Annotated in this window: 17 protein-coding genes and 2 pseudogenes; 5 read left to right on the plus strand and 14 right to left on the minus strand. The window is 74.9% G+C overall.

Going from position 1 to position 19,127, the window contains the following annotated elements:
- Positions 1-2 precede the first annotated feature (2 nt).
- On the plus strand, positions 3-584 hold the full coding sequence (locus tag OHA72_RS53080; RefSeq protein ID WP_327003728.1) for a hypothetical protein: 582 nt from the start codon (positions 3-5) through the stop codon (positions 582-584).
- Positions 585-588: 4 nt separating this feature from the next.
- Here OHA72_RS53080 and OHA72_RS53085 read toward each other — a convergent pair whose 3' ends face one another.
- From OHA72_RS53085 to OHA72_RS53125, 9 genes are all read right to left on the minus strand, one after another.
- Complete coding sequence (locus tag OHA72_RS53085; protein ID WP_327003729.1) at positions 589-1,344, minus strand: DeoR/GlpR family DNA-binding transcription regulator; 756 nt, start codon at positions 1,342-1,344, stop codon at positions 589-591.
- A 6-nt stretch (positions 1,345-1,350) separates the two neighbouring features.
- Complete coding sequence (locus OHA72_RS53090) at positions 1,351-2,391, minus strand: Gfo/Idh/MocA family protein (protein WP_327003730.1); 1,041 nt, start codon at positions 2,389-2,391, stop codon at positions 1,351-1,353.
- A complete protein-coding gene (locus OHA72_RS53095) occupies positions 2,388-3,359 on the minus strand; it encodes an ABC transporter permease (protein ID WP_327003731.1) in 972 nt (323 codons plus the stop codon). Before OHA72_RS53095 ends, OHA72_RS53090 begins: the two co-directional genes overlap by 4 nt.
- On the minus strand, positions 3,356-4,315 hold the full coding sequence (locus OHA72_RS53100; protein WP_327003732.1) for an ABC transporter permease: 960 nt from the start codon (positions 4,313-4,315) through the stop codon (positions 3,356-3,358). Before OHA72_RS53100 ends, OHA72_RS53095 begins: the two co-directional genes overlap by 4 nt.
- Positions 4,312-5,823, minus strand: coding sequence for a sugar ABC transporter ATP-binding protein (locus tag OHA72_RS53105; protein WP_327003733.1), 1,512 nt, complete (start codon positions 5,821-5,823; stop codon positions 4,312-4,314). The genes OHA72_RS53100 and OHA72_RS53105 overlap by 4 nt, the downstream gene beginning before the upstream one ends.
- Positions 5,823-6,896 (minus strand): ABC transporter substrate-binding protein, encoded by a 1,074-nt coding sequence (locus OHA72_RS53110; RefSeq protein WP_327003734.1) that lies wholly within the window; start codon positions 6,894-6,896, stop codon positions 5,823-5,825. Before OHA72_RS53110 ends, OHA72_RS53105 begins: the two co-directional genes overlap by 1 nt.
- Positions 6,897-7,058: 162 nt before the next feature.
- Positions 7,059-7,934, minus strand: coding sequence for a DeoR/GlpR family DNA-binding transcription regulator (locus tag OHA72_RS53115; RefSeq protein ID WP_327003735.1), 876 nt, complete (start codon positions 7,932-7,934; stop codon positions 7,059-7,061).
- Positions 7,935-7,977: 43 nt separating this feature from the next.
- On the minus strand, positions 7,978-9,426 hold the full coding sequence (locus OHA72_RS53120; protein WP_327003736.1) for a rhamnulokinase: 1,449 nt from the start codon (positions 9,424-9,426) through the stop codon (positions 7,978-7,980).
- A gap of 19 nt (positions 9,427-9,445) precedes the next feature.
- Positions 9,446-9,841, minus strand: a complete 396-nt coding sequence (locus OHA72_RS53125) for a COG4315 family predicted lipoprotein (RefSeq protein ID WP_327003737.1) — start codon at positions 9,839-9,841, stop codon at positions 9,446-9,448.
- 260 nt (positions 9,842-10,101) lie between these two features.
- Here OHA72_RS53125 and OHA72_RS53130 point away from each other — a divergent pair, with 260 nt between their 5' ends.
- Together OHA72_RS53130 and OHA72_RS53135 are read left to right on the plus strand one after the other, a co-directional pair.
- A complete protein-coding gene (locus tag OHA72_RS53130) occupies positions 10,102-11,205 on the plus strand; it encodes a hypothetical protein (RefSeq protein ID WP_327003738.1) in 1,104 nt (367 codons plus the stop codon).
- Between the two features lie 13 nt (positions 11,206-11,218).
- Complete coding sequence (locus OHA72_RS53135; RefSeq protein ID WP_327003739.1) at positions 11,219-11,557, plus strand: hypothetical protein; 339 nt, start codon at positions 11,219-11,221, stop codon at positions 11,555-11,557.
- Positions 11,558-11,623: 66 nt separating this feature from the next.
- Here the strand turns inward: OHA72_RS53135 and OHA72_RS53140 are convergent.
- The 3 genes and pseudogenes from OHA72_RS53140 to OHA72_RS53150 form a co-directional block, all read right to left on the minus strand.
- Positions 11,624-12,861, minus strand: a pseudogene (locus OHA72_RS53140) (vWA domain-containing protein).
- A pseudogene (locus OHA72_RS53145) lies at positions 12,861-14,062 on the minus strand (AAA family ATPase). The pseudogenes OHA72_RS53140 and OHA72_RS53145 overlap by 1 nt, the downstream one beginning before the upstream one ends.
- Before the next feature lie 43 nt (positions 14,063-14,105).
- The gene (locus OHA72_RS53150; RefSeq protein ID WP_327003740.1) at positions 14,106-15,416 is read right to left on the minus strand and encodes an amino acid adenylation domain-containing protein; all 1,311 of its coding nucleotides are present in this window, start codon (positions 15,414-15,416) and stop codon (positions 14,106-14,108) included.
- Between the two features lie 164 nt (positions 15,417-15,580).
- Here OHA72_RS53150 and OHA72_RS53155 point away from each other — a divergent pair, with 164 nt between their 5' ends.
- Positions 15,581-15,820: a hypothetical protein gene (locus OHA72_RS53155; RefSeq protein ID WP_327003741.1), complete on the plus strand. Its 240-nt coding sequence runs from the start codon at positions 15,581-15,583 to the stop codon at positions 15,818-15,820.
- Between the two features lie 35 nt (positions 15,821-15,855).
- Here the strand turns inward: OHA72_RS53155 and OHA72_RS53160 are convergent, their stop codons facing one another.
- A complete protein-coding gene (locus OHA72_RS53160; RefSeq protein ID WP_327003742.1) occupies positions 15,856-16,935 on the minus strand; it encodes a tetratricopeptide repeat protein in 1,080 nt (359 codons plus the stop codon).
- Positions 16,936-16,964: 29 nt separating this feature from the next.
- Positions 16,965-17,147: a hypothetical protein gene (locus OHA72_RS53165; RefSeq protein ID WP_327003743.1), complete on the minus strand. Its 183-nt coding sequence runs from the start codon at positions 17,145-17,147 to the stop codon at positions 16,965-16,967.
- Positions 17,148-17,344: 197 nt separating this feature from the next.
- Here OHA72_RS53165 and OHA72_RS53170 point away from each other — a divergent pair, with 197 nt between their 5' ends.
- The gene (locus OHA72_RS53170; RefSeq protein WP_327003744.1) at positions 17,345-18,586 is read left to right on the plus strand and encodes an MFS transporter; all 1,242 of its coding nucleotides are present in this window, start codon (positions 17,345-17,347) and stop codon (positions 18,584-18,586) included.
- The last annotated feature ends 541 nt before the right edge of the window (positions 18,587-19,127 follow it).

The raw sequence follows: 19,127 nt of genomic DNA on the forward strand, positions 1-19,127 counted from the left end.
CGGTGCGGGACGTCACCCTCGTCGTGCTGTGCGCACTGGCCGTCCTCGTGGCGGCCGGTGTGGCCGGCGCCCACCGCACCGTGCCCGCGGCGGTCGACGGGTTCACCTGGCACCGCAGCGTCGACATCCACGAGGAGCGCTGGGTGCGGCGCAGCTCCTACTGGGGACCGCCGGCCGGCAGCCGCAACCACACCCGGGAGACGGTCCACGTCACCCGGCCCGTCCAGGACGTGCAGTGGCGCACGGAGTACGTGTTCGGCAAGGCGCAGACCCGCGCCGTGTACAGCACCCGCTGGGTCCACGAGACTCGCACGCTGCACACGTACGAGATCCCGAAGCGCCACTACAGCCACACGGTCGAGGCGTCGGGCCGCTCCCGCGCGGACGTCGCGTGGCCCGCCGCGCACGGCGTGGCCGGTGCCCGGCGGGCGTCGTACCGGGTCCGGTTCACCGGCACCGACGACCGGCGGTACACGGCCCGCATGGGTGAGCGGCGCTGGCTGCGGCTCGACGAGCGCCGGGTGCACCTGCTGCGGGTGACCTGGTACGGCGTGGTCCTGCACGTCCGACCCCACGAACCGTGAGCCGTCAGGGGCCGGCGGTGGCGAGGATCAGGTGGCCGGCGTGGTCGGTCAGGGCGACGTAGGCGTCGTCGGCGAGGGCGTCGTCGGTGATGACGACGTCGGCCTCGTCGAGGGCGGCGACGGTGGCGATGCCGGTGACGCCCCACCGGCCGTGGTCGGCGAGGACGACGAGCCGGCGGGCGGACTCGACGAGGCGGCGGTCCACGGCCGCGGCGGCGAGGCTGCCGGCGGTGAAGCCGGCCCGGACGGTCATGCCGTGCGCGTCGAGGAACAGCGCGTCGACGTTGAGCCGGGCCGCGGCGTCCTCCGCGATCGGCCCGACCAGGGCGCCGGACGGCTCACGGACACCGCCGAGGACGACGACGGTGTGCCGGGCGGGCCGGGTGGCGTGCAGGACGGCGGCGACCCGCAGGGAGTTGGTGACGACCGTCGTCGGGGGGCGGTCGGCGAGGCAGTGCGCGAGGGCGGTGGTGAGCGGGCCGTTGGACAGGGCGATCGCGGCGCCGGGCTCGACGAACGCCAGGGCGTGCCGGGCGATCGCCGCGACGGCATCCGCCTGGGGAGCCGCCGCGGTGGTCCCGGCGGGGCGGGTCGCGCCGCCGTGGACCTTCTCGACCAGGCCCCGCTCGGCGAGGTCGGCGAGGTCGCGGCGCACCGTCATGTCGGACACGCCGAGGCGGTGCATCAGGTCGCGCAGCCGCACCCCGCCGTCGCGGTGGACGAGGTCGAGGATGATCGCCTGCCGCTGCTGGGCCAGCATCTCCGCTCAGTCCGCCACGGGCACCCGGGCGCCGCTCTCGAAGGAGCGGATGACGGCGCCGGCGAGCAGGACCGCCCGCCGGCCGGCGGTGATCGGCACCGGTGGCTCGCGGCCCTGCCGCAGCGCCGCGAGGAGGTCGTCGACGTGGCGGTCGAAGGTGGCGTGGAAGCCGCGGTCGGTGTCGTTGAAGTAGCCGGCCTGCCAGACCTGGGCGGTCTCGTCGCCGGCCCGCTGGAACGTGTACCGGCGCACCGTGTCCTGGATGAGGATCCGGCCGGCGGTGCCGTTGAGCTCGACCCGGTGGGTGTCGGTGTAGGCGTAGGAGGAGTCGTAGCTGCCGACCAGGCTGCCGACGGCGCCGTTGACGAACTGCAGCGCGACGACCAGCGTGGACCAGGCGTCGCCGACCGGGGACACCGCCTGTGTCATGACGGACTCGACCGGTCCGCACAGGTGCTCCAGCATGTCCAGGCCGTGGCACTGGGTCTCGATGAGGTTGGCGTGCGGGTGCCGGCTGGTGCCGGGCTCGCCGCCGAAGCGCCAGGTCGCGAACGTGAGCCGGCCGAGGTCACCGCGGGCCAGGGCGTCGGCGGCGAGGCGGACCGGTTTCGCGTAGCGGTGGTTGAAGTTGATCCCGACGAACCGGCTGTACTCCGCGGCCGCGGAGACGAGGACGTCGGCCTCGGCGAGGGAGAACACCAGCGGCTTCTCCAGCAGCAGCGGCACGCCGGCGCGGATGAGCCGCAGCGTCGGCTCGAAGTGCGCCTCGTTGGGCAGGCACACCGACACCAGGTCGGGCTGGTGCCGTTCCAGCATCTCGTCGAGGTCGACGTGGGGCGCCGCGCCGTAGGCGGCGGCCCGGGCCGCGGTCCGTGCCGGGTCGCGGCCGACGACGGCGACGAGGGTGGTGTCGGGGCGGCCGGCGAACAGTTCGGCGTGCTGGCGGCCCCACCAGTCGCCGGTACCGACGACCGCCACCCGGACCGGCGGACCTTCGTGGACATCGGGCGGGACGACGCCCGGTGCGTGCCGGGCGGCCCGGTTCACGACCGCCGCCTTCGGGCGAGCCGCAGCTGGACCAGGACCACCACGACGAGGAACGTGCCGCTGACCACCTGCTGGTAGTAGGCGGTGAGGGTGCCGACCTGGTTGATGAGGTTCTGGATCACCTTGAGCAGCAGGACACCGGCGAGGGTGCCGCTGAGCGAGCCCGCTCCCCCGGACAGCAGCGTCCCGCCGATGACGACCGCGGCGATGGCCTCCAGCTCCCGCCCTTCGCCGATGGTCGGCAGGCCCGACTGGGTCTGCGCGGCGACGAGGACACCGGCGACACCGGTCAGCACGGCGCTGAGGACGTAGACGAGGACCCGGACCCTCGCGACCGGCAGGCCCATCAGCTCCGCGGCCTCCTGGTTGTCGCCGACGGCGAACGTGGCCTGGCCGAACCTGGTCAGGTTGAGCAGCACCAGGCCGCCCGCGAACACCGCCAGAGCCAGCCAGACCGGTGCGCCGAGACCGAGCCAGCGGGCCTGGCCGAGCCGGGTCAGCGTGAGCCCGGCGGGGATGATGTACACCCGGTTGCCCTCGTCGGCGACGGCGAACGCGAGCCCGCGGGCGAACAGCAGCGCGGCGAGCGTGACGATGAACGGCGCTATCCTCGCCCGGCCGATGAGCAGGCCGTTGACGACGCCGAACGCGGCGCACACGGCCAGCGGCAGGGCGACCGCGGCGAGGGTGCCCCATCGGGCGCCGTACGCGGTGAGCACCCCACTGAGCGCGAGCAGCGAGCCGACGGACAGGTCGATGCCGCCGCTGAGGATCACGAACGTCATCCCGGTCGCGATCAGCAGCAGGTACGAGGCGTCCAGGGCGATGTTGCCGAGATTGCGGCCGCCGGCGAAGCTGCCGCCGAAGACGGCCGCGCCGCCGAGGACGACCAGGCCGAGCACGATCGGGGCGCCGGCCCGGTCGACCCGCCAGCGGGGCAGCGCGATCCGCAGTCCGAGGGTGGTCATGTGCGGCTCCGTCCACGTTGGACATACACGGCGGCGATGATGATGCCGGCCTGGATCATGCGGGCGGTGGAGTCGGGCAGGTTCTGCTGGATGACGGTGGCCGTGATGAGCTGCATGAGCAGTGCTCCCATGAGGGTGCCGAGGATCCGGACCCGCCCGCCGGACAGTGGGGTACCGCCGACGACGACCGCCGTGATCGCGCTGAGCTCGATGAGCAGCCCGACGAACGACGGATCGCTGGCGCCCTGCCGGGACGTGGACAGCACCCCGGCCGCGGCGGCGAGCAGTCCGCTGAGGACGTAGACGATGATGAGGGTCCGCCGCACCGGCAGCCCGGCGAGCACGGCGGCGGGCCGGTTGCCGCCGATGGCGAGGATCCGCCGGCCGACCGCGGCGTGCCGCACGGTGATCCCGGCGGCGGCGGTGACTGCGAGGAACAGCAGGACGCTGACCGGTATCCCCGACAGCGAGGCGTTGCCGAGGCCGGCGAGTGTCGGGTCGAACAGTTCGGTGAGCCGGCCGTCGGCGAGGACCAGCGCGAGGCCGCGCCCCGCGACGAGCAGGCCGAGCGTGGCGATGATCGGCTGCATCCCGGCGAACGCGACGAGCGAGCCGTTGACCGCGCCGACGGCGGCACCGGCCAGCAGCGCGATCCCGATCGCGGGCCAGGCGCCGTATCCGATGTACAGCGGCAGCAACGCCGCGCTGATCGCCATCGTCGAGCCGACGGACAGGTCGATGCCCTCGGTCGCGATGACCAGGGCCATCCCGATCGCGACGATCGCGACCGGCGCGACCTGCACCAGTTGCAGCCGCAGGTTGGCGGTGGTGGCGAAGTTGGGGGTGAAGAGCAGGTTGAAGACCACGACGACGGCGATCGCCAGGTACACCCCGCCGACCTGCAGCAGGCCCGTGACGTCTATGGGCCGGCGGGCCGCCGCCTGCACCGTCGTCATGAGGCGATCACGCGCATGACCGCCTCCTCCGTGATCTCGTCGCCGCGCAAGGTGCCGGCGACGGCGCCGTCGCGCAGCACGAGGACCCGGTCGGCGCCCTCGACCACCTCCTCCAGGTCGGAGGAGATGAGCACGACGCCGAGGCCCTGCTCGGCCAGGTCGTCGATGAGGGCCTGGATCTCGGCCTTGGCGCCGACGTCGATGCCGCGGGTCGGCTCGTCGAGGATGAGCACCTTCGGGTACAGGCACAGCATCCTGGCCAGCAGCACCTTCTGCTGGTTGCCGCCGGACAGCTCGCGGACCTTCTGTGCCGGGCTGGAGACCTTGATCCGGAGCCGTTCGACGAAGGTGTCGACGAGCCGGTCGCGGCGCCGTTCGGACACGAACCCGGCGACGCTGAGCCGGGGCAGCACGGCCAGGACGATGTTGTCGCGGACGGACAGCTCGGGGATGACGCCTTCGGCCTTGCGGTCCTCGGGGACCATCGCGAGGCCGGCCCGGATCGCGCCGGCCGGGTCCCAGCGCCTGCGTCGCTGCCCTCCGACGGTGACGGTCCCGGCGTCCAGGGGCGCTGCGCCGAAGACGGCCTTCACCGTCTCGGTGCGGCCGGAGCCGAGCAACCCGGCGAGGCCGACGACCTCGCCGGCGTGCACGTCGAGGCTCACGTCGCGCAGCCGGGGCGCCCGGGTGAGACCTTCGGCGTGCAGTACCGGCGGGCCGGCGGCGGTGCGGTGCTCGTCGGTGAACGTGGTGGCGCCGTGCCGTCGGACGAAGTCGACGTCGCGGCCGAGCATGGTGGCCACCAGCCGGAGCCGGTCGGTGGCGGCGACCTCGCCGGTGTGCGCGAGCCGGCCGTCGCGCAGGACCGTGACCCGCTCGCAGGCGCGGAACACCTCGTCGAGCTTGTGCGTGACGTACAGGACGGCGACCTCCCGCCGCCGCAGCAGGTCCACGACGTCGAGGAGGAGGTCGACCTCGCGCGGTTCGAGCGAGGACGTCGGCTCGTCCATGATGACGACCTGCGCGTCGGTGGCGAGGGCCCTGGCGACCGCGACCATCTGCTGGACGCCGAGGCCGAGCTCGCCGAGGCGGCTGCGCACGTCGACGGTGATGCCGTAGCGGGCGAGGATGTCGCGCGCCTCGCGGTGCATCCGGCGCCGGTCGATGAGGCCGAACCGGTTGACCGGCTCCCGGCCGAGGAACAGGTTGCCGGCGACGCTGCGCTGCGGGACCAGGTTGACCTCCTGGTAGATGGTGCTGATCCCGGCGGCCTGCGCCTCCCGGGGTCCGGCGAAGGTGACCGGGGCGCCGCGGTAGTGCACGGCGCCCCCGTCCGGCCGGTGGACCCCGGTGATGAGTTTGATGAGGGTCGATTTGCCGGCGCCGTTCTCGCCGACGAGGGCGTGCACCTCGCCGGGGCGCAGGGTCAGGGAGACCTTGTCGAGGGCCTGGACGCCCGCGAAGTGCTTGCGCACCTCGCGGACCTCCAACGTGGTTGAGTCCGTCATCAGTACGCGTTGACGAGTTCGGCCTGGGCGTTGGTCTTGGTGTACTCCTTGTCGGAGATGATGGTCTTCTCCGCGACGCCCTTGCCGCTGTAGAAGTCCTCCAGGGCCTGGAACGCCAGGGGTCCGAAGCGCGGGTTGGACTCGATGACGCCGGCGATCCAGCCGTCCAGGATGCCCTGCACCGCGCCCTTGGTACCGTCGATCGTGATGATCTTGACGTCACCGGGCTTCTTGCCGGCGCCCTTGAGCGCGGCGACCGCCCCGAGGGCCATCTCGTCGTTCTCGGCGTAGATGGCGGTGATGCCCGGGTTGGCGGAGATCAGCTGCTCGGTGACCTTCTGGCCCTTCTCCCGGGTGAAGTCGCCGGTCTGCTCGGCGACGACCTTCAGCTTGGAGGCCTTGGCGGTGAGCTGGTCCTTGAAGCCCTTCGTCCGGTCGACGGTCACGTTGACGCCGGACGCGCCGAGCAGGATCGCCACCTGCCCCTGGTCGCCGGTGGCGGCGATGAGCGCGTCGGCGGCGCGCTGCCCCTGGATGACGAAGTCGGAGCCGATCCAGCCGATGTAGTCCTTGCAGGCGGTCTTCGTGGTGAGCAGCCGGTCGATCGTCATCACCGGCACCTTGGCGTCCTGCGCGGCCTTCAGCGCGGGGTCGAGACCCTCGGAGTTCAGCGGCGAGATGATCAGCGCCTTGGCGCCCTGCGCGATCATGCCCTGGATGTCGGCGATCTCCTTGTCGAGGTCGGACTGCGCGTTGGTGGTGATGAGCTTGATGCCCCGCTTGGCCGCCTCGTCCTTGATGGACTGGGTCTCGGTGATCCGGAACGGGTTGGCTTCCTTCTCGGACTGGGCGAAGCCCACGGTGATGCCCTTGAGGTCGAGCTTCGGCACGCCGCCGTTGTAGCGCTCCGGCGTGCAGCCGGTGGCGCCCGAGGTCGCCTGGACCTGCTGGGCGGCGGAACCGGTGGCGGCGGGTGCGGCGGTGTCGCCGGCGGTCTTGGTGCAGGCGGTGCCGGCGGTGGCGAACAGGACCAGGACGGTGGCGAGGGCAGCGGAGCTACGGGACTGCGACATCTGGCTTTCCCTTCACGCGGGCATGGCGGATCAGCACCGCCGCTCGGGCACGGTGCCAAAAAGTGAAAGAGATTGAGTCGAACTTGCCAGATGGTAGCCAGGTGGTGCCAACTGTTGTCAAGAGTTGGAATTTGTTGACGTTTTCTGGTTGGTACTGCGGAGCTACGCGAGCCGCACGTCGACGCCCTCCGCGCGCAGCCGGCGCACGGTGTCCGGATCCGCGTCGGCGTCGGTGACCAGGACGTCGATCCGGTCGCAGGGCACCGTCTGGCACATCGTGTCGTGGCCGATCTTGGTGTGGTCGGCGAGCACGACCACCTGCCGGCCGGCGGCCATCAGCGCCTGGTCGGTGGCGGCGGCGAACACGTTGGGCGTGGTCAGCCCGCGCTCGGCGGTGACGCCCTCACCGGACAGGAACACCTGGGCGCCGCGCAGCGCCTGCAGCGCCTGCTCGGTGATCGGGCCGACCACGGCGCCGATGGACCGTCGCAGCGCGCCGCCGACGAGGACCACGTCGATCTGCGGCAGGTCGATGAGCGCCTGGGTCACGGCCACGGAGTTGGTCACGACCGTGAGCTGCTCGATCCCGGCCAGCCGGCGGGCGAGAGCGGTGGTGGTGCGGCCCGGGCCGAGCAGGATCGCGGTGCCCGGCACGATCAGCGTGGCGGCGTGCGCGGCGATCGCCTCCCGCTGCTCCGGAACCGGGTCGGCGCGCTGCTCCGGCGGCACCTGGGACGCGCCGTCGGCCGCACCGTCGCGGCGGTGCGCGGCCGCGCCGTTGGCCGGGCCTTCGGCACGGCCCGCGGGCCGGTCGGCGCCGACGTGACCGCCGCCGCGGTACCCGGCCGGACGCGGCTGCCGGATCGGGCCGACGCCGCCGCGGGTCGCGACGAGGAGCCCCTCGTCGACCATCGAGCGCAGGTCGCGGCGCACGGTCGACTCGGAGATCTCCAGGGCCTCCGCGAGCTCCCGGAACGAGACATAGCCGCGGTGGTGGACCTGCTCCAGCAGCAGCCGCCGCCGCTCGGCGATCAACACCGACGACACCTCCCCTTGCACACGCCGTACTTTGCAGAATATGTCAGATCCGGTCACCCGCGTCGAGCAGGGCGAGGAAGCGAGCGTACGCGTCGTCGGACCGGGCGCCGCCGGCCGGCTCGAAGCGGCGCGGCGGCAGCGACCGGGCGACGACCGCGCGCAGGTCCTCCAGGGTGCCGAGCCGCCCGTCGGCGCGGGCCTGCACGAGGAGGTTGCCGACCGCGGTCGCCTCGACCGGCCCGGCGAGGACGGGCCGGCCGGTCAGGTCGGCGGTGAGCTGGCAGAGCAGCGGATTGGCCGCGCCGCCACCGACGACGTGCACGACCTCGGCCCGGCGACCGGCAAGCGCCTCGGCCCGCTCCAGGGTCCACCGGTGCCTGCACGCGAGGCTGTCCAGCACGCACCGCACGAGGGCGGCCCGACCGACCGGCACCGGCTGCCCGGTGGCCCGGCACGCGGCGGCGAGCTGCGCCGGCATGTCCGGCGGCGCGACGAACGCGGGGTGGTCGGGGTCGACCAGCGACCGGAAGCCGGGCACCGCCGCCGCGGCGGCGACCAGGTCGGCGTAGGAGGTGTCGGCCCACGCCGCCCGGCACCGCTGCAACAGCCAGAGCCCTGTGCCGTTGCGCAGGAAGCGGGTCGTGCCGTCCACCCCCGCCTCGTTGGAGAACCCGGCGAGCCGGGCCTCGTCGGTGAGCACCGGCGCGTCGAGCTCCAGGCCGACCAGTGACCAGGTCCCCGAGGAGATGTACCCGAACCCGGGCCCGGTGGCGGGCACCGCGGCGACCGCGGCGGCGGTGTCGTGCCCGGCCACAGTCCACAGTGGAATCTTCGGGTGTCCGAGCAGCGGCCCGACCCTGGTCCCCGCGGGCACGACACCACCGGCGAACAGCCTCGCCGGGATGCCGAGCCGGTCGATGATGCCGCTCGCCCAGGTGCGGGTCGTGACGTCGAGCAGCTGGCTGGTGCTGGCGATGGTCTGCTCGGTGGCGAGCTCACCGGTCAGCCAGTAGCCGAACAGGTCCGGCAGCATGGCGAGCCGCTCGGCGATGTCGAGCTGCGGGGAGCCCTCCATCGCGACGAGCTGGCTGGCGGTGTTGATGGGCAGCGGCGGGGTGCCGGTCGCCCGGTACAGTGCGCCGGCGCCGACCCGCGCCGCGACGACGGCGGTGCTGGCGCTGGTCCGCCGGTCCCGGTAGTGGAACGGGTTGCCGATCAGGCACCCGGTCCGGTCGAGCAGACCGAAGTCGTTGCCCCACGCGTCGATACCGATCCCGGCGACGGGTTCGCCGCCACCGGCGACGGCGGCGGCGATCCCTTCGGACAGATCGGCGAACAGCGCGAGGGCGTCCCAGTGCAGCCCCTCGGGCAGCGCCACCGGCCGGTTGACGAACCGGTGCGCCTCGGTGACCGTCAGCCGGTCGTCACGCAGCGCACCGCGCAGCACGCGACCGCTCTCGGCGCCGAGGTCAACGGCCAGATAGTCAGGCACCGGCCGAGCTTAGCTCTGGTCATTTCCTGACCACCGGTCTGCCGTCGGGGCGCACGACGCTCCAGTTGCCGCCGACGCCCTCACCCTTCGTGTCCGCGGGCGACTCGTCCTGCTTGTACAGGTACAGCGGCCAGCCGTCGAGGGTGACCTGGGTGAGGCCGTCGGCCCGCTGGACCGAGCCGACCAGGCCCGGGTTGACGCCGGCGAGCTTGACGGGGGTGCCGTCGGTGAGCAGCGGCGGCCAGATGACCAGGCAGTCGCCGACGCAGTTCACCTTCGGCGGCTTGTTCTCGTCGGCCTCGAAGCGGTACACGACGCGGTCCTTGAACCGCACGACGTCGGCGTCGGTGCCGGCGACCTTCGCCTTGCCGGCGGTCAGGCCGATCGGTTCGGGCTTCGGCGTCGGGACGGCCACCGCGGTCCCGTCGGTGAGGTCCGCGCCGGCGGCGGTCGAGGCGGCCGCCGATGTGGGCGGGTTCGCGGCGGGCGTGGCGCCGGACCCGCACGCGGCGCGTGACGCTGCCGTCGACGAAGGCCCGGCCCCGCACCCCGCGGGACCGGGCCTTCCGGCTGCCGGCCGCGGCGTAACCCATAGAGGTTGCGCAATGGTCCCGGACGCGACCTGTGCCACGGCTCGATCGTTGAGCCCGCGGACCCAGGCGAAAGAGGCGGCCGATGCAGCACGTCCAGGTGTACCGCTACTGCGTCACCCTCGCGTGCGGCGACGAGGCCGCGGCGCTCGCCGCCACCACGGAGGCGTTGCGTGCCGTCGCGGAGCGAGGATCGGACGAGGACGACCCGGCGGCCCTGTTCGCGCTCGCCCGCGCCGCCGTCAAGGCCGGGCTGCGGCAGCGCAAGGAGGCCGCGACACCCGCCGCGGGCACCCTGTACGCCGCCCGGCCGGCCCTGGAGGAGCAGCACTGGAGCCTCCTCGCGCTGCTGCTGCCCGAGTACGCGGACCGTCCCCGCCACCGGCAGGTCGACCTGACGGCGGTCGCGGCGGCGCTCGGCAGGAAGGTGGACGTCACCCGGAAGGCGGTCGACCGGTTGGTGGAACCCGGCGGTTACCTCGACGTCGCCATGTTCACCGCCGACGCTTTCGCCGGCGGGACCGGCTGCCCGGAGCTGGCGGCGCTCGTCGCGGGCGCGAAGCGGCCACGACCCGCGCTGCGCAAGGCGGTGGCGGCGCATCTGCCCGACTGCGCGGTGTGCACCGCAGCGCTGGAGGCGCGCCCCGGAGCGCTCACCGTGCTCAGCGCCGCCACGGTCCCGGCCGTCCCCGCGGACCTCACCGGACCCGTTGCCACGCCGCCCCCTGCGGCCTCCCCTGACCTCGGCGAGCCCGTCGTGCCCGAGCCGGGTGAGGACACCGACATCACCGCGGAGATCCTCCTCGACGCTGACCGTCCACTGTCGACGGTCTACCACCCGGTGCCCGTGCCCGCCGTCGCGAGCGTGCGGCTGCCGCTGCTGCGGCGCCCGCCGGTGTTGCTGACCGTCCTCGTGATACTGCTGGCCGTCGCCGCCGTCGCCGGGTTCCTCGGCGTCCGCAGCGGTTCGCCGAAGGGCTCCGCCGGTGCCGCGGGGGTGCCCTCGGCGCCCGGCGCGGGGCCGCCGCCCGCCGCCCGCGCTGGTGCCGCCGGGCGTCGCGGTGTCGGGGTCGCCCGGCGCCGGCCGTACACCTGCCGCATCGGGACATGCAAAGGTCTCGACCAGTCCGTCGGCGCCCGGCGGGTCGCCGTCGGCGGGGAGCGCCGCGCCGCTCGTCCCGGCCGGTGACCGGCTCCGCGAGGTGCTGCCGCTGCTGGTGAAGGCGCCGGGGTGCCCCGGGCAGACGTTCAGCGGCTCGTGCTACTCGGTCCAGCCGTTCACGCTGCCGCTGTCGGTGGTCGTGCCGGCGGGGTTCGACGAGGCACGGCTCTCCGAGTCTCTCCAGTGGACGGTGCGGGCGCAGACGGTGCTCGGGCCGGTGGAGTTCCGCGGGCGCGGCAACCACGCGCGGGTCACGGTGACCGACGGCGGGCAGGCCACCCCGCCGACCGTCTGGACCATGCAGGCGGCCCTGACCGTCGACGGGGAGACCCACCTGAGCAACGAGGTGACACTCCGGGTGTACGCCACGACTGTCTGAAGTGGACGGTCAGGCGATCTGGGTGAGCTTCCGCCCGCGGACGCGCAGAGCCCGATCCGGTGCCGGTCAGCCGATGGCGACGACGTGGGCCCAGTCGGGCGGCTGGTCCGGCACATAGTCGGGGTCATCCTCGTTCCAGGAGGTGTGGCGGGGGAACAGCCCGACCACCGTCCGGCACTGCGGCCGGGCCTCCGGCCACGGCGTCTGCCCGTCGGTCAGCACCACGACCACGTCGGGGCGGGGCGTCGTGCGCAGCGCCTTGGCGAACCCGGCGCGCAGGTCGGTCCCGCCGCCGCCGATCAGCGGGATCCCCTCGGCCCGGCACAGCGGATAGGCGACCCCGGCCGCCGCGTCGCACGACATCACCCGCACCAGGTCGCGGCGGCCGCCGACGGCCCGGCCGATCGCGGCGACCTCCAGCAGCGCGCCGCCCAGCTCGGCATCGCTCACCGACCCGGACGTGTCGATGATGACGCACACCTGCGGCGGGCGGCGGCGCAGGCTCGGCAGCACCACCCCGGGCAGCCCGGCCGAGCGCCGCGCCGGCCGGCCGTAGGTGTAGTCGTCGCCCCGGCGGCGCTCGCCGCCGCGGAGCGGACCGCCGCGCCGAGCAGGTCCCGCCACGGCTGTGGCGGGTGGAACGCCTCGTCCGCCCACCGCCGCCACCCCTGCGGGACGTCGCCGGGGCGGGCGTTGATGCCCTGCGCGACCCGGAAGCGGACCGCGTCCAGCTCGTGGCCGCTGAGCCCGTGGGCGCCGTCCTCGCCGAGGTCCCAGGCCCGAACCTGGCCGTCGGCGCCGCTGCCGCAGTCCAGCCAGACCATGCCCGAGGTGTACGGGCCGAGCCGGAACTGCCCCAGGTAGTCCTCCATCAGCTGCCCCTCGTCCAGCCCGAGGTCCCGGGCCGAGACGGCACCCTCCGGGCGGGCGAGGCCGTCGCCGTAGATGTCGTCGTTGATCTCGAAGTCGGCGGCGATGTTCATCCGCAGCCGCTCCCCCGGGCCGGTCAGGTCGCGCTCCAGCGCCACCCGGTCGCCGCGGCCGTGGTGGTCGCGCAGCAGGTGGGACACCTCGTGGACCCAGACGCCGGCAAGCTCCTCGACCGGGGTCCGGGCCACGAACACCGGCGAGGCGTAACAGCGCCAGTGCCGGTCGACGGCCATCGTCGGTACCCGCCGCGACTCGACCACGTGCAGCGCGAACAGCGCGGTTGCGAGGTACGGCCGGGCCCTGGCGGCGTGCAACCGAGCGGCGAACAGCTTGTCGACGTCCAGGCCCGGCGCGGGTGCTGCCCCGGGCGGCATCAGGCGGCGACCCGCGCGGCGGCCCGGTCGGCGCGCTGCGACAGCGACACCGCGCCGGCGAGCCGCTCGATCAGCTCCGGCACGTCCCAGTCGACGCGGCGCAGCGCGGCGAGGGTGGTCGCCGGGACCACCACGAGATCCGGCGCGCCGGTGTCCACGGCCCGGGCCAGGATCGCCCACGCGGCGTCCCACCGATCCTTCTCCGGGCGTTTGCGGACCGCCTCGACGACGCCGTCGAGGACCGCCTGCCGCAGGTCCCCGCGCTCCGGCAGGTCCGCCGCCGCCGGGTCCGCCAGGAGCGTCTCGGGGTCCGGCAGGTCCATCCGGTCCAGGCCAGCCAGCAGTTCCAGGCCGGGGCCGTCGCCGACGGTGCCGCGCACCAGCATCGACAGCACGTCGCGGGACGTGCCGGCGGCGGTGGCGAACGCGGTCAGCCGCAGCGCCATGTCCCAGCTGCGCGGCGACGGCCACGGCCCGCCGCGGCGGGCCTCGCTGCCCGGCAGCTGGTGCACCAGCCGGGGCGGGCGGCGAGCAGCCCGCACACGGCCCGCCGGGCGAACGCGACCGCCGCGCCCAGCCGCTGCGGGTCCAGCCTCGGCAGCGACGCGCGGGGCCAGGTCCCGCCGAGGCCACGGACGACGACGTCGTGGTCGTGCGCCCACTGCAGGTGGACGAACCGGTTCGCCAGCGGTGCGCTCAGCTCCCAGCCGTCCGCCGCGGACGAACGGGGGTTCGCGGCCGCCACGATCCGCACACCGGGCGGCAGCCGGAGCGCGCCGACGCGGCGCTCCAGTACCAGCCGCAACAATGCCGCCTGTACCGCCGGGGGTGCGGTGGACAGCTCGTCGAGGAACAGCAGACCACGGCCGGCCCGCACGAGGCGCACGGCCCAGTCCGGCGGGGCCATCGGCACGCCCTGGACCGCCGGGTCGTCGCCGACGACCGGCAGCCCGGAGAAGTCCGACGGTTCGTGGACGCTGGCGATGACGGTGGTCAGCGGCAGGTCCAGCTCGGCGGCGAGCTGGGTCAGGGCCGCGGTCTTGCCGATGCCGGGCTCGCCCCACAGCAGCACCGGCAGGTCGGCGGCGACCGCGAGGGTCAGCGCCTCCAGCTGCGCGTCGGCGCGCGGCTCGGTGTCCGTGTCGTGCAACAGGGCGAGCAGTTCGGCGGCGACGTCGAGCTGGTCGGAGAACGTGGGCATGAGGCATCACCTTTGTGAGAGGTAGCAGCGGGAAGGGGGAAGGTCAGCGGGACGACGCGTGCCGCGGGTGCGACCGGGAGACGCGGCGGCCGGTGCGGTGTGCCGGGCCCGGGCCGGTGCCGGCCAGCCCGGCGCGGAAGAGCCCGTGCGCGACCTGGCGCAGCGCCGCGGTCTCCAGCTCCTCGCGCAGCGCGCCGTGCCGCAGCACCGCGTCCGCGCCGAGGAGGCCCTCGACGACGGCGAGGGCACCGGCGGCGTCGCCGTGATCGAGGCGGCCCCGCACGTCGGCGAGGCACTCCGGCCGGCGGTGCGCCTCGTCGATCGCCTGCAGGCACGGCAGCGGCGGGCCGCCGAGCGCCGCGAGCAGCTCCTCACGGCGGATCTCGCCCGGGTCGTGGTCCAGCGCGACGAGCACGCCGTCGACGAGGCCGATGCGGTGCCGGTCGCCGCGGCACTCGACGATCCGCGGCGCACCGGGATCGCCAGGGCCTCCGGGCGCGCGGCCGGCCCGCGGCCGGTCCGGGGCGAGCGCGGCGGCGACCAGCGGATGCAGCCGATCCGCGTCGAGCAGCCCGGCGCGCAGCAGCTCCACGTCCGGCGGCACCCACGTCGCCGCGTCCGGCAGGATCGGGCCGCGTCCACGTGCCGGGCCCGCGGTGACGTGGCCGTCGGCGCCGACGACCAGCCGGTGCCTGGCGCCGAGCCGCACGGTCACGGCGCAGCCGGGCCGCCCTTCGGCATGCCGCAGGATCGCGGCCTCCTCGGCCCACCGGTCGGCGGCGCACCCGAGCCCCGGCGGCACACCTGGCGCGGTGCCGCCGCGGCCGGCGCGGATGCGCAGCTCGCCGGCCCTGCGCGCGTCCCACAGGTGCGGGTGCAGGTCGAGACGGAAGCGCTGGTCCGGATGCGGATGGGGATGGGGTACGGCGCCGCGCGGCGCACCGTCCCACAGCGCGAGGCTGATCCGCTGGCCCGCGTCCGCCCACGCCGGCGGGGTGCGGGCGACGAGGTGCACCCCACCGCCACCGGCCGGGCCGTAGCGGGCCAGGGACACGGTCAGCCCCGGGCGCAGCAACCCGTCCGGAGCGATCCGCGGCATGTGCCACCGCAACAGGTCCGGCGCCAGGTGCCGCAGGTCCGCGCGGATCCGCGCGGACAGCTCCGCACCACCGGAGCGGGCCACGGCCCGCAGGTCGAGATCGACGTCGACACGCGCCGCCGCACACGCCCCGGCCCAGTCACCAGCACCACGGCGGACGGTCGCTGCCTCGATCATGGAGGGCGGCACGGCAAACTCGCGCACGCGCAGCCAGAAGGAACGGCGGGAATCCCCACTCGCGTCATGAGAGTGCATCAGCACTCACCTTGCGCGGATGGGACCCCCAATCTCTGACATGAGGTAGTCATCGCCGGGAGCATACAACGTACCCGGCCGCCGTGTCAGCGCCCCCGGCCCTTGCGCCACGGCCGGCGGGGGGGGTCACGGCACAGATCGCGGACCGGGGTGGGTCAGGGGCGGTGACCGTGGGACGCCCGCAGGTGGGCGAGGACGGCCAGGACCCGGCGCTGGCCGTCCTCGGACTCGGCCAGGCCGAGTTTGAGCAGCAGGTGCCGGACGCGGCGTCCACTGTGGACAGCAGGCGGCCCGTCGTGGCCGGGGCCGCGCTGAGCGGTCGCCGAGGCCTGTGGTCACCGACCCGGGCGAACCTTTCCTGCCACCGGCGGCGGGGCGAGCCGGCCAGGCACCCGTGCGGGTAGGTCGCCGACCGTGCCCGCCGCCCGCCGGACACCCGTCACCGTGCCGTCCGCACCGTTTCGAGGAAGCCCGCCACGGAGCGCAGGACCGGGTGGTCGGCGGCGACCCGGGGCGCGAGGATGCGGTGCGCCTCGGCCGCCATGGCGCGTGCGGCCGCGTGCCCGCCGCGGCCGGCGGTCAGGGCCGCCAGGTTGTTGAGCGTCAGCGCGAGCTCCGGATGGTCGGGCCCGAACGTGCGGCGTTTGCCGTCCAGGGCGCGGCGGTACAGCTCCTCCGCGCCCGCCGGGTCGCCGGAGCCGGCCAGGACCGCGGCCAGGTTGTGCAGGTTGGTGAGGACGTCGACGTGGTCCGGCCCGTGCAGGTCGGTGAAGTACCCGATCGCCCGGCGCAGCAACGGCTCCGCCTCCGCGTGGTTGCCGCGGGCCTGCAGCAGCGCCGCGAGGTGCGCCTCGTCGGCGACGACCGCGGGGTGGCCGGGCGGGAACGCGGCACGGTGCAGGGCGAGGGAGCGCCGCGCGTACGCCTCCCCCTCGGCCAGGTCGCCGCGGCTGTGCGCGAGGCCGGCGAGGTTGTGCCAGACCGCGCCGAGCACGGGATGCCCGGCGCCGTACGCGTCCTCCAGCACCGCCCGCACGATCGCGTACCGGGCCTGCGCGTCGTCGAAGCGGCCGGCGAACTTGTACAGCACCCCGAGCTCGTTGTGCAGCGGCACCATCTCCAGCGCGGTCCACGTCGCCGCCGCGTCGTCGCACGCGGCGAGGTACACCCGCTCGGCCTCGGCGTAGCGGCCCTGCCGGCGCAGGTTGCCGGCCAGGCCGAGGGCCGCCTGGACGCGCAGCCGCAGCAGCACGTCCGGCTGCGACGGCAGCGCGCCCATGATGCCGGCGGCCCGGCGGTGGTGCGCCTCGGCCTCCCCGTGCGCGCCGAGCTCGTCCTGCGCGCCGCCCAGCAGCGTCAGGACGTTGGCGACGTCGGGACTGCCGGCACCGGCGTGCGCCTCGAGCAGTTCGAGGGCACGCCGGCACAGGTCCGCGGCCAGCGGGTAGCGGCATTCGTCCCAGGCGGACAGCGCCCGGTCGTGCAGGGCGACCGCCTCGCCGACGGGATCCGGTGCCATGGTTCGCTCCCCGCCGTCCGCGTCGTGGATCAGACCAGCCGGGTGACGGCCTGGCTGTGGTTCGAGGTCAGGCCCCGCACGGTGGCCACGGCCTGGCTGTGGTTCTGGGTCAGGCCACGCACGGCGGTGACGGCCTGGCTGTGGTTGGTGGCGAGGCCGTCGGCCCGCACCTGGGTCCGGACGACGGGCGCCTCGGTGGTCGAACGCTGCATCGGAGTGCTCCTTGGATTCGGTTTCGTGGGCCCGGCGGGTGGTCCCGACCGGGCTCCATGAGCGTGCCCGGCGCCGCTTGGCCCGAACTTGCGGCGGACTTGGAGCCCGCCCGCCCGCGGCGCCAAGAGTTCGGCAAGGCACCCGGCACAGACTGCGCCGACACCGTCGAGAACCGCCCGCGGATCAGGAGCACACGATGCACGACACCCTGCGCAGACCCCGGCTCCCGGCCGCCCTGCGGCTGCTGCTGGCCGGTGACGTCGTATCGGCCGTCGGGATCGGGCTCACCCAGCCGTACCTGGTGATCCTGCTGCACTCGGTGAAGGGGGTGCCCCTCGTCACCGCCACCGCGATGACGTCGCTGCTGGCGCTCGCCAGCTTCCCCGGCAACTGGCTCAGCGGCGCCCTCGCCGACCGGTACCGCGGCCACCGCGTGATGACCGGCGGCCTCGCCGTCACCGTCTGCGGGCTGGTCCTCGTCGCCACCGGCGAGCATCTGCTGCTGCTCGGGTGCGCCGTGGCCGCCGTCGGGTTCGGCTGGTCGGTGACGCTGCCCGCCTACGCGACGCTGATCGCGGGCCTGGTCCCGCAGGCCGCCCAGGGCCGGGCGTTCACGCTGCAGTTCGCGCTGTTCAACGCGGGCATGGGCGCGGGTTCCGCCGCCGGTGTGCTGGTCGGAATCGGGGACCTCACCGCGCTGTGGTGGGTCGCGGCGGCCACCTGCCTCGTCGCGGTCGGCGCGGTGTGGGCCGCGCACACCAGGACACCCACCGGCGCGCCGGCCACCGCGGTCCAGGGCACCGCACCGGCGGCCGGCGGCGGCTACCGGGCGCTGCTCGCCGACCGGGCGCTGCTGCGGGTGCTGCTGGTCGCCCTGCTCATGTCCGCCGCCGGGTACGGCGTCTACAACGCCGGGCTACCGGTCGTGGCCGTCACCGGCGGGGACCCGGGTGCCATGTCGTGGGCGAGCGTCGCCAACTGCCTCACCATCGTCGCCGGTCTGCCCCTGGCGTTGCGGGCCGGCGCGCGGCTGCGACCCCCGCAGCTGATCGCCGCCGCCGCGGCCGTATGGTCCGCCAGCTGGCTGCTGTGCGCCGTCGAGGCCCGCTCGCACCTGCTCGGCGCGGGCGTCACGCTGCCGCTCGCGGCGGTGCTCGTGGGCGCCGGGGAGCTGCTCCTGGCCGGTGCGCTCCCGGCGCTGGTCAACGCCCTGGCGCCGGAGGCGTTGCGCGGCCGGTACAACGCCGCGCTCACCCTCGCGATGACGTCCGGCATGTGGGCCGGTCCGCTGCTGGCCGCGGCCGCCACCGGGCTCGGCCGGGTCTGGCTGCTGTTCGCCGCGGCCGTCGCGCTCCTCGCCGTCGTGACCCTGCTGGTGCGCCGCCCGGCCCGCACCGCGCCGGTCCCCGACCTCCAGCCGGCTACAGGTCCGCGCTGACGGCGGCGGCGAGGGCGTCGCGGGACATGGCGGCACCGCGGGCGCACTGGCGGTCGAAGCGGCCGCCGCCGAGCGCCGCGCGGCACAGGTCCGTGGCGGCCGCCGCTCCGAAGCGGTCGCGGCCGACACCGGCCGGCTCGACGCCGCACGGATCCGGCGGGCGGCGCCGAGCAGGTTCGCCGCCGCGACCGGCTCGGCGGCGGCGAGCAGCCTCGCGTGGCTCTCCAGGGCGTTCGCGGCCTCGCCGCAGTCACGGTCGGTGCTGTCCAATGCGGCCGCGAGCACCTGCCGCAGCGCCCCCGCCGCCGCGGGGCGTTCGCCCGCCGCGTGCAGCACGACGCTGTACCGCAGCCCGATGACCGCGAACGTGCGCCGGTCGTCGCCGGACTCGCCGAGCAGCGCGACCGCCTCCCGGACGGCGGCGAGGGCCTCGCCGGTCCGCCCGAGCCGCAGCAGCGCGAGCGCCCGGGTGGTGCCGGCGAACGCGGCGAGACGCGGGTGGCCGTCGCGGAGCGTCGCGGCCGCCGCCCGGGCGTGCTCC

This window comes from Dactylosporangium sp. NBC_01737, from assembly GCF_035963215.1.
Lineage (GTDB): Bacteria > Actinomycetota > Actinomycetes > Mycobacteriales > Micromonosporaceae > Dactylosporangium.

Bases quoted from the DNA above. Each gene is read 5' to 3' on its own strand.
- OHA72_RS53170 (WP_327003744.1), top strand. From the start codon at position 17,345: ATGCACGACACCCTGCGCAGACCCCGGCTCCCGGCCGCCCTGCGGCTG.
- OHA72_RS53130 (WP_327003738.1), top strand. From the start codon at position 10,102: ATGCAGCACGTCCAGGTGTACCGCTACTGCGTCACCCTCGCGTGCGGC.
- OHA72_RS53085 (WP_327003729.1), bottom strand. From the start codon at position 1,344: ATGCTGGCCCAGCAGCGGCAGGCGATCATCCTCGACCTCGTCCACCGC.
- OHA72_RS53165 (WP_327003743.1), bottom strand. From the start codon at position 17,147: ATGCAGCGTTCGACCACCGAGGCGCCCGTCGTCCGGACCCAGGTGCGG.
- OHA72_RS53160 (WP_327003742.1), bottom strand. From the start codon at position 16,935: ATGGCACCGGATCCCGTCGGCGAGGCGGTCGCCCTGCACGACCGGGCG.
- OHA72_RS53110 (WP_327003734.1), bottom strand. From the start codon at position 6,896: ATGTCGCAGTCCCGTAGCTCCGCTGCCCTCGCCACCGTCCTGGTCCTG.
- OHA72_RS53150 (WP_327003740.1), bottom strand. From the start codon at position 15,416: ATGCACTCTCATGACGCGAGTGGGGATTCCCGCCGTTCCTTCTGGCTG.
- OHA72_RS53105 (WP_327003733.1), bottom strand. From the start codon at position 5,823: ATGACGGACTCAACCACGTTGGAGGTCCGCGAGGTGCGCAAGCACTTC.
- OHA72_RS53095 (WP_327003731.1), bottom strand. From the start codon at position 3,359: ATGACCACCCTCGGACTGCGGATCGCGCTGCCCCGCTGGCGGGTCGAC.
- OHA72_RS53100 (WP_327003732.1), bottom strand. From the start codon at position 4,315: ATGACGACGGTGCAGGCGGCGGCCCGCCGGCCCATAGACGTCACGGGC.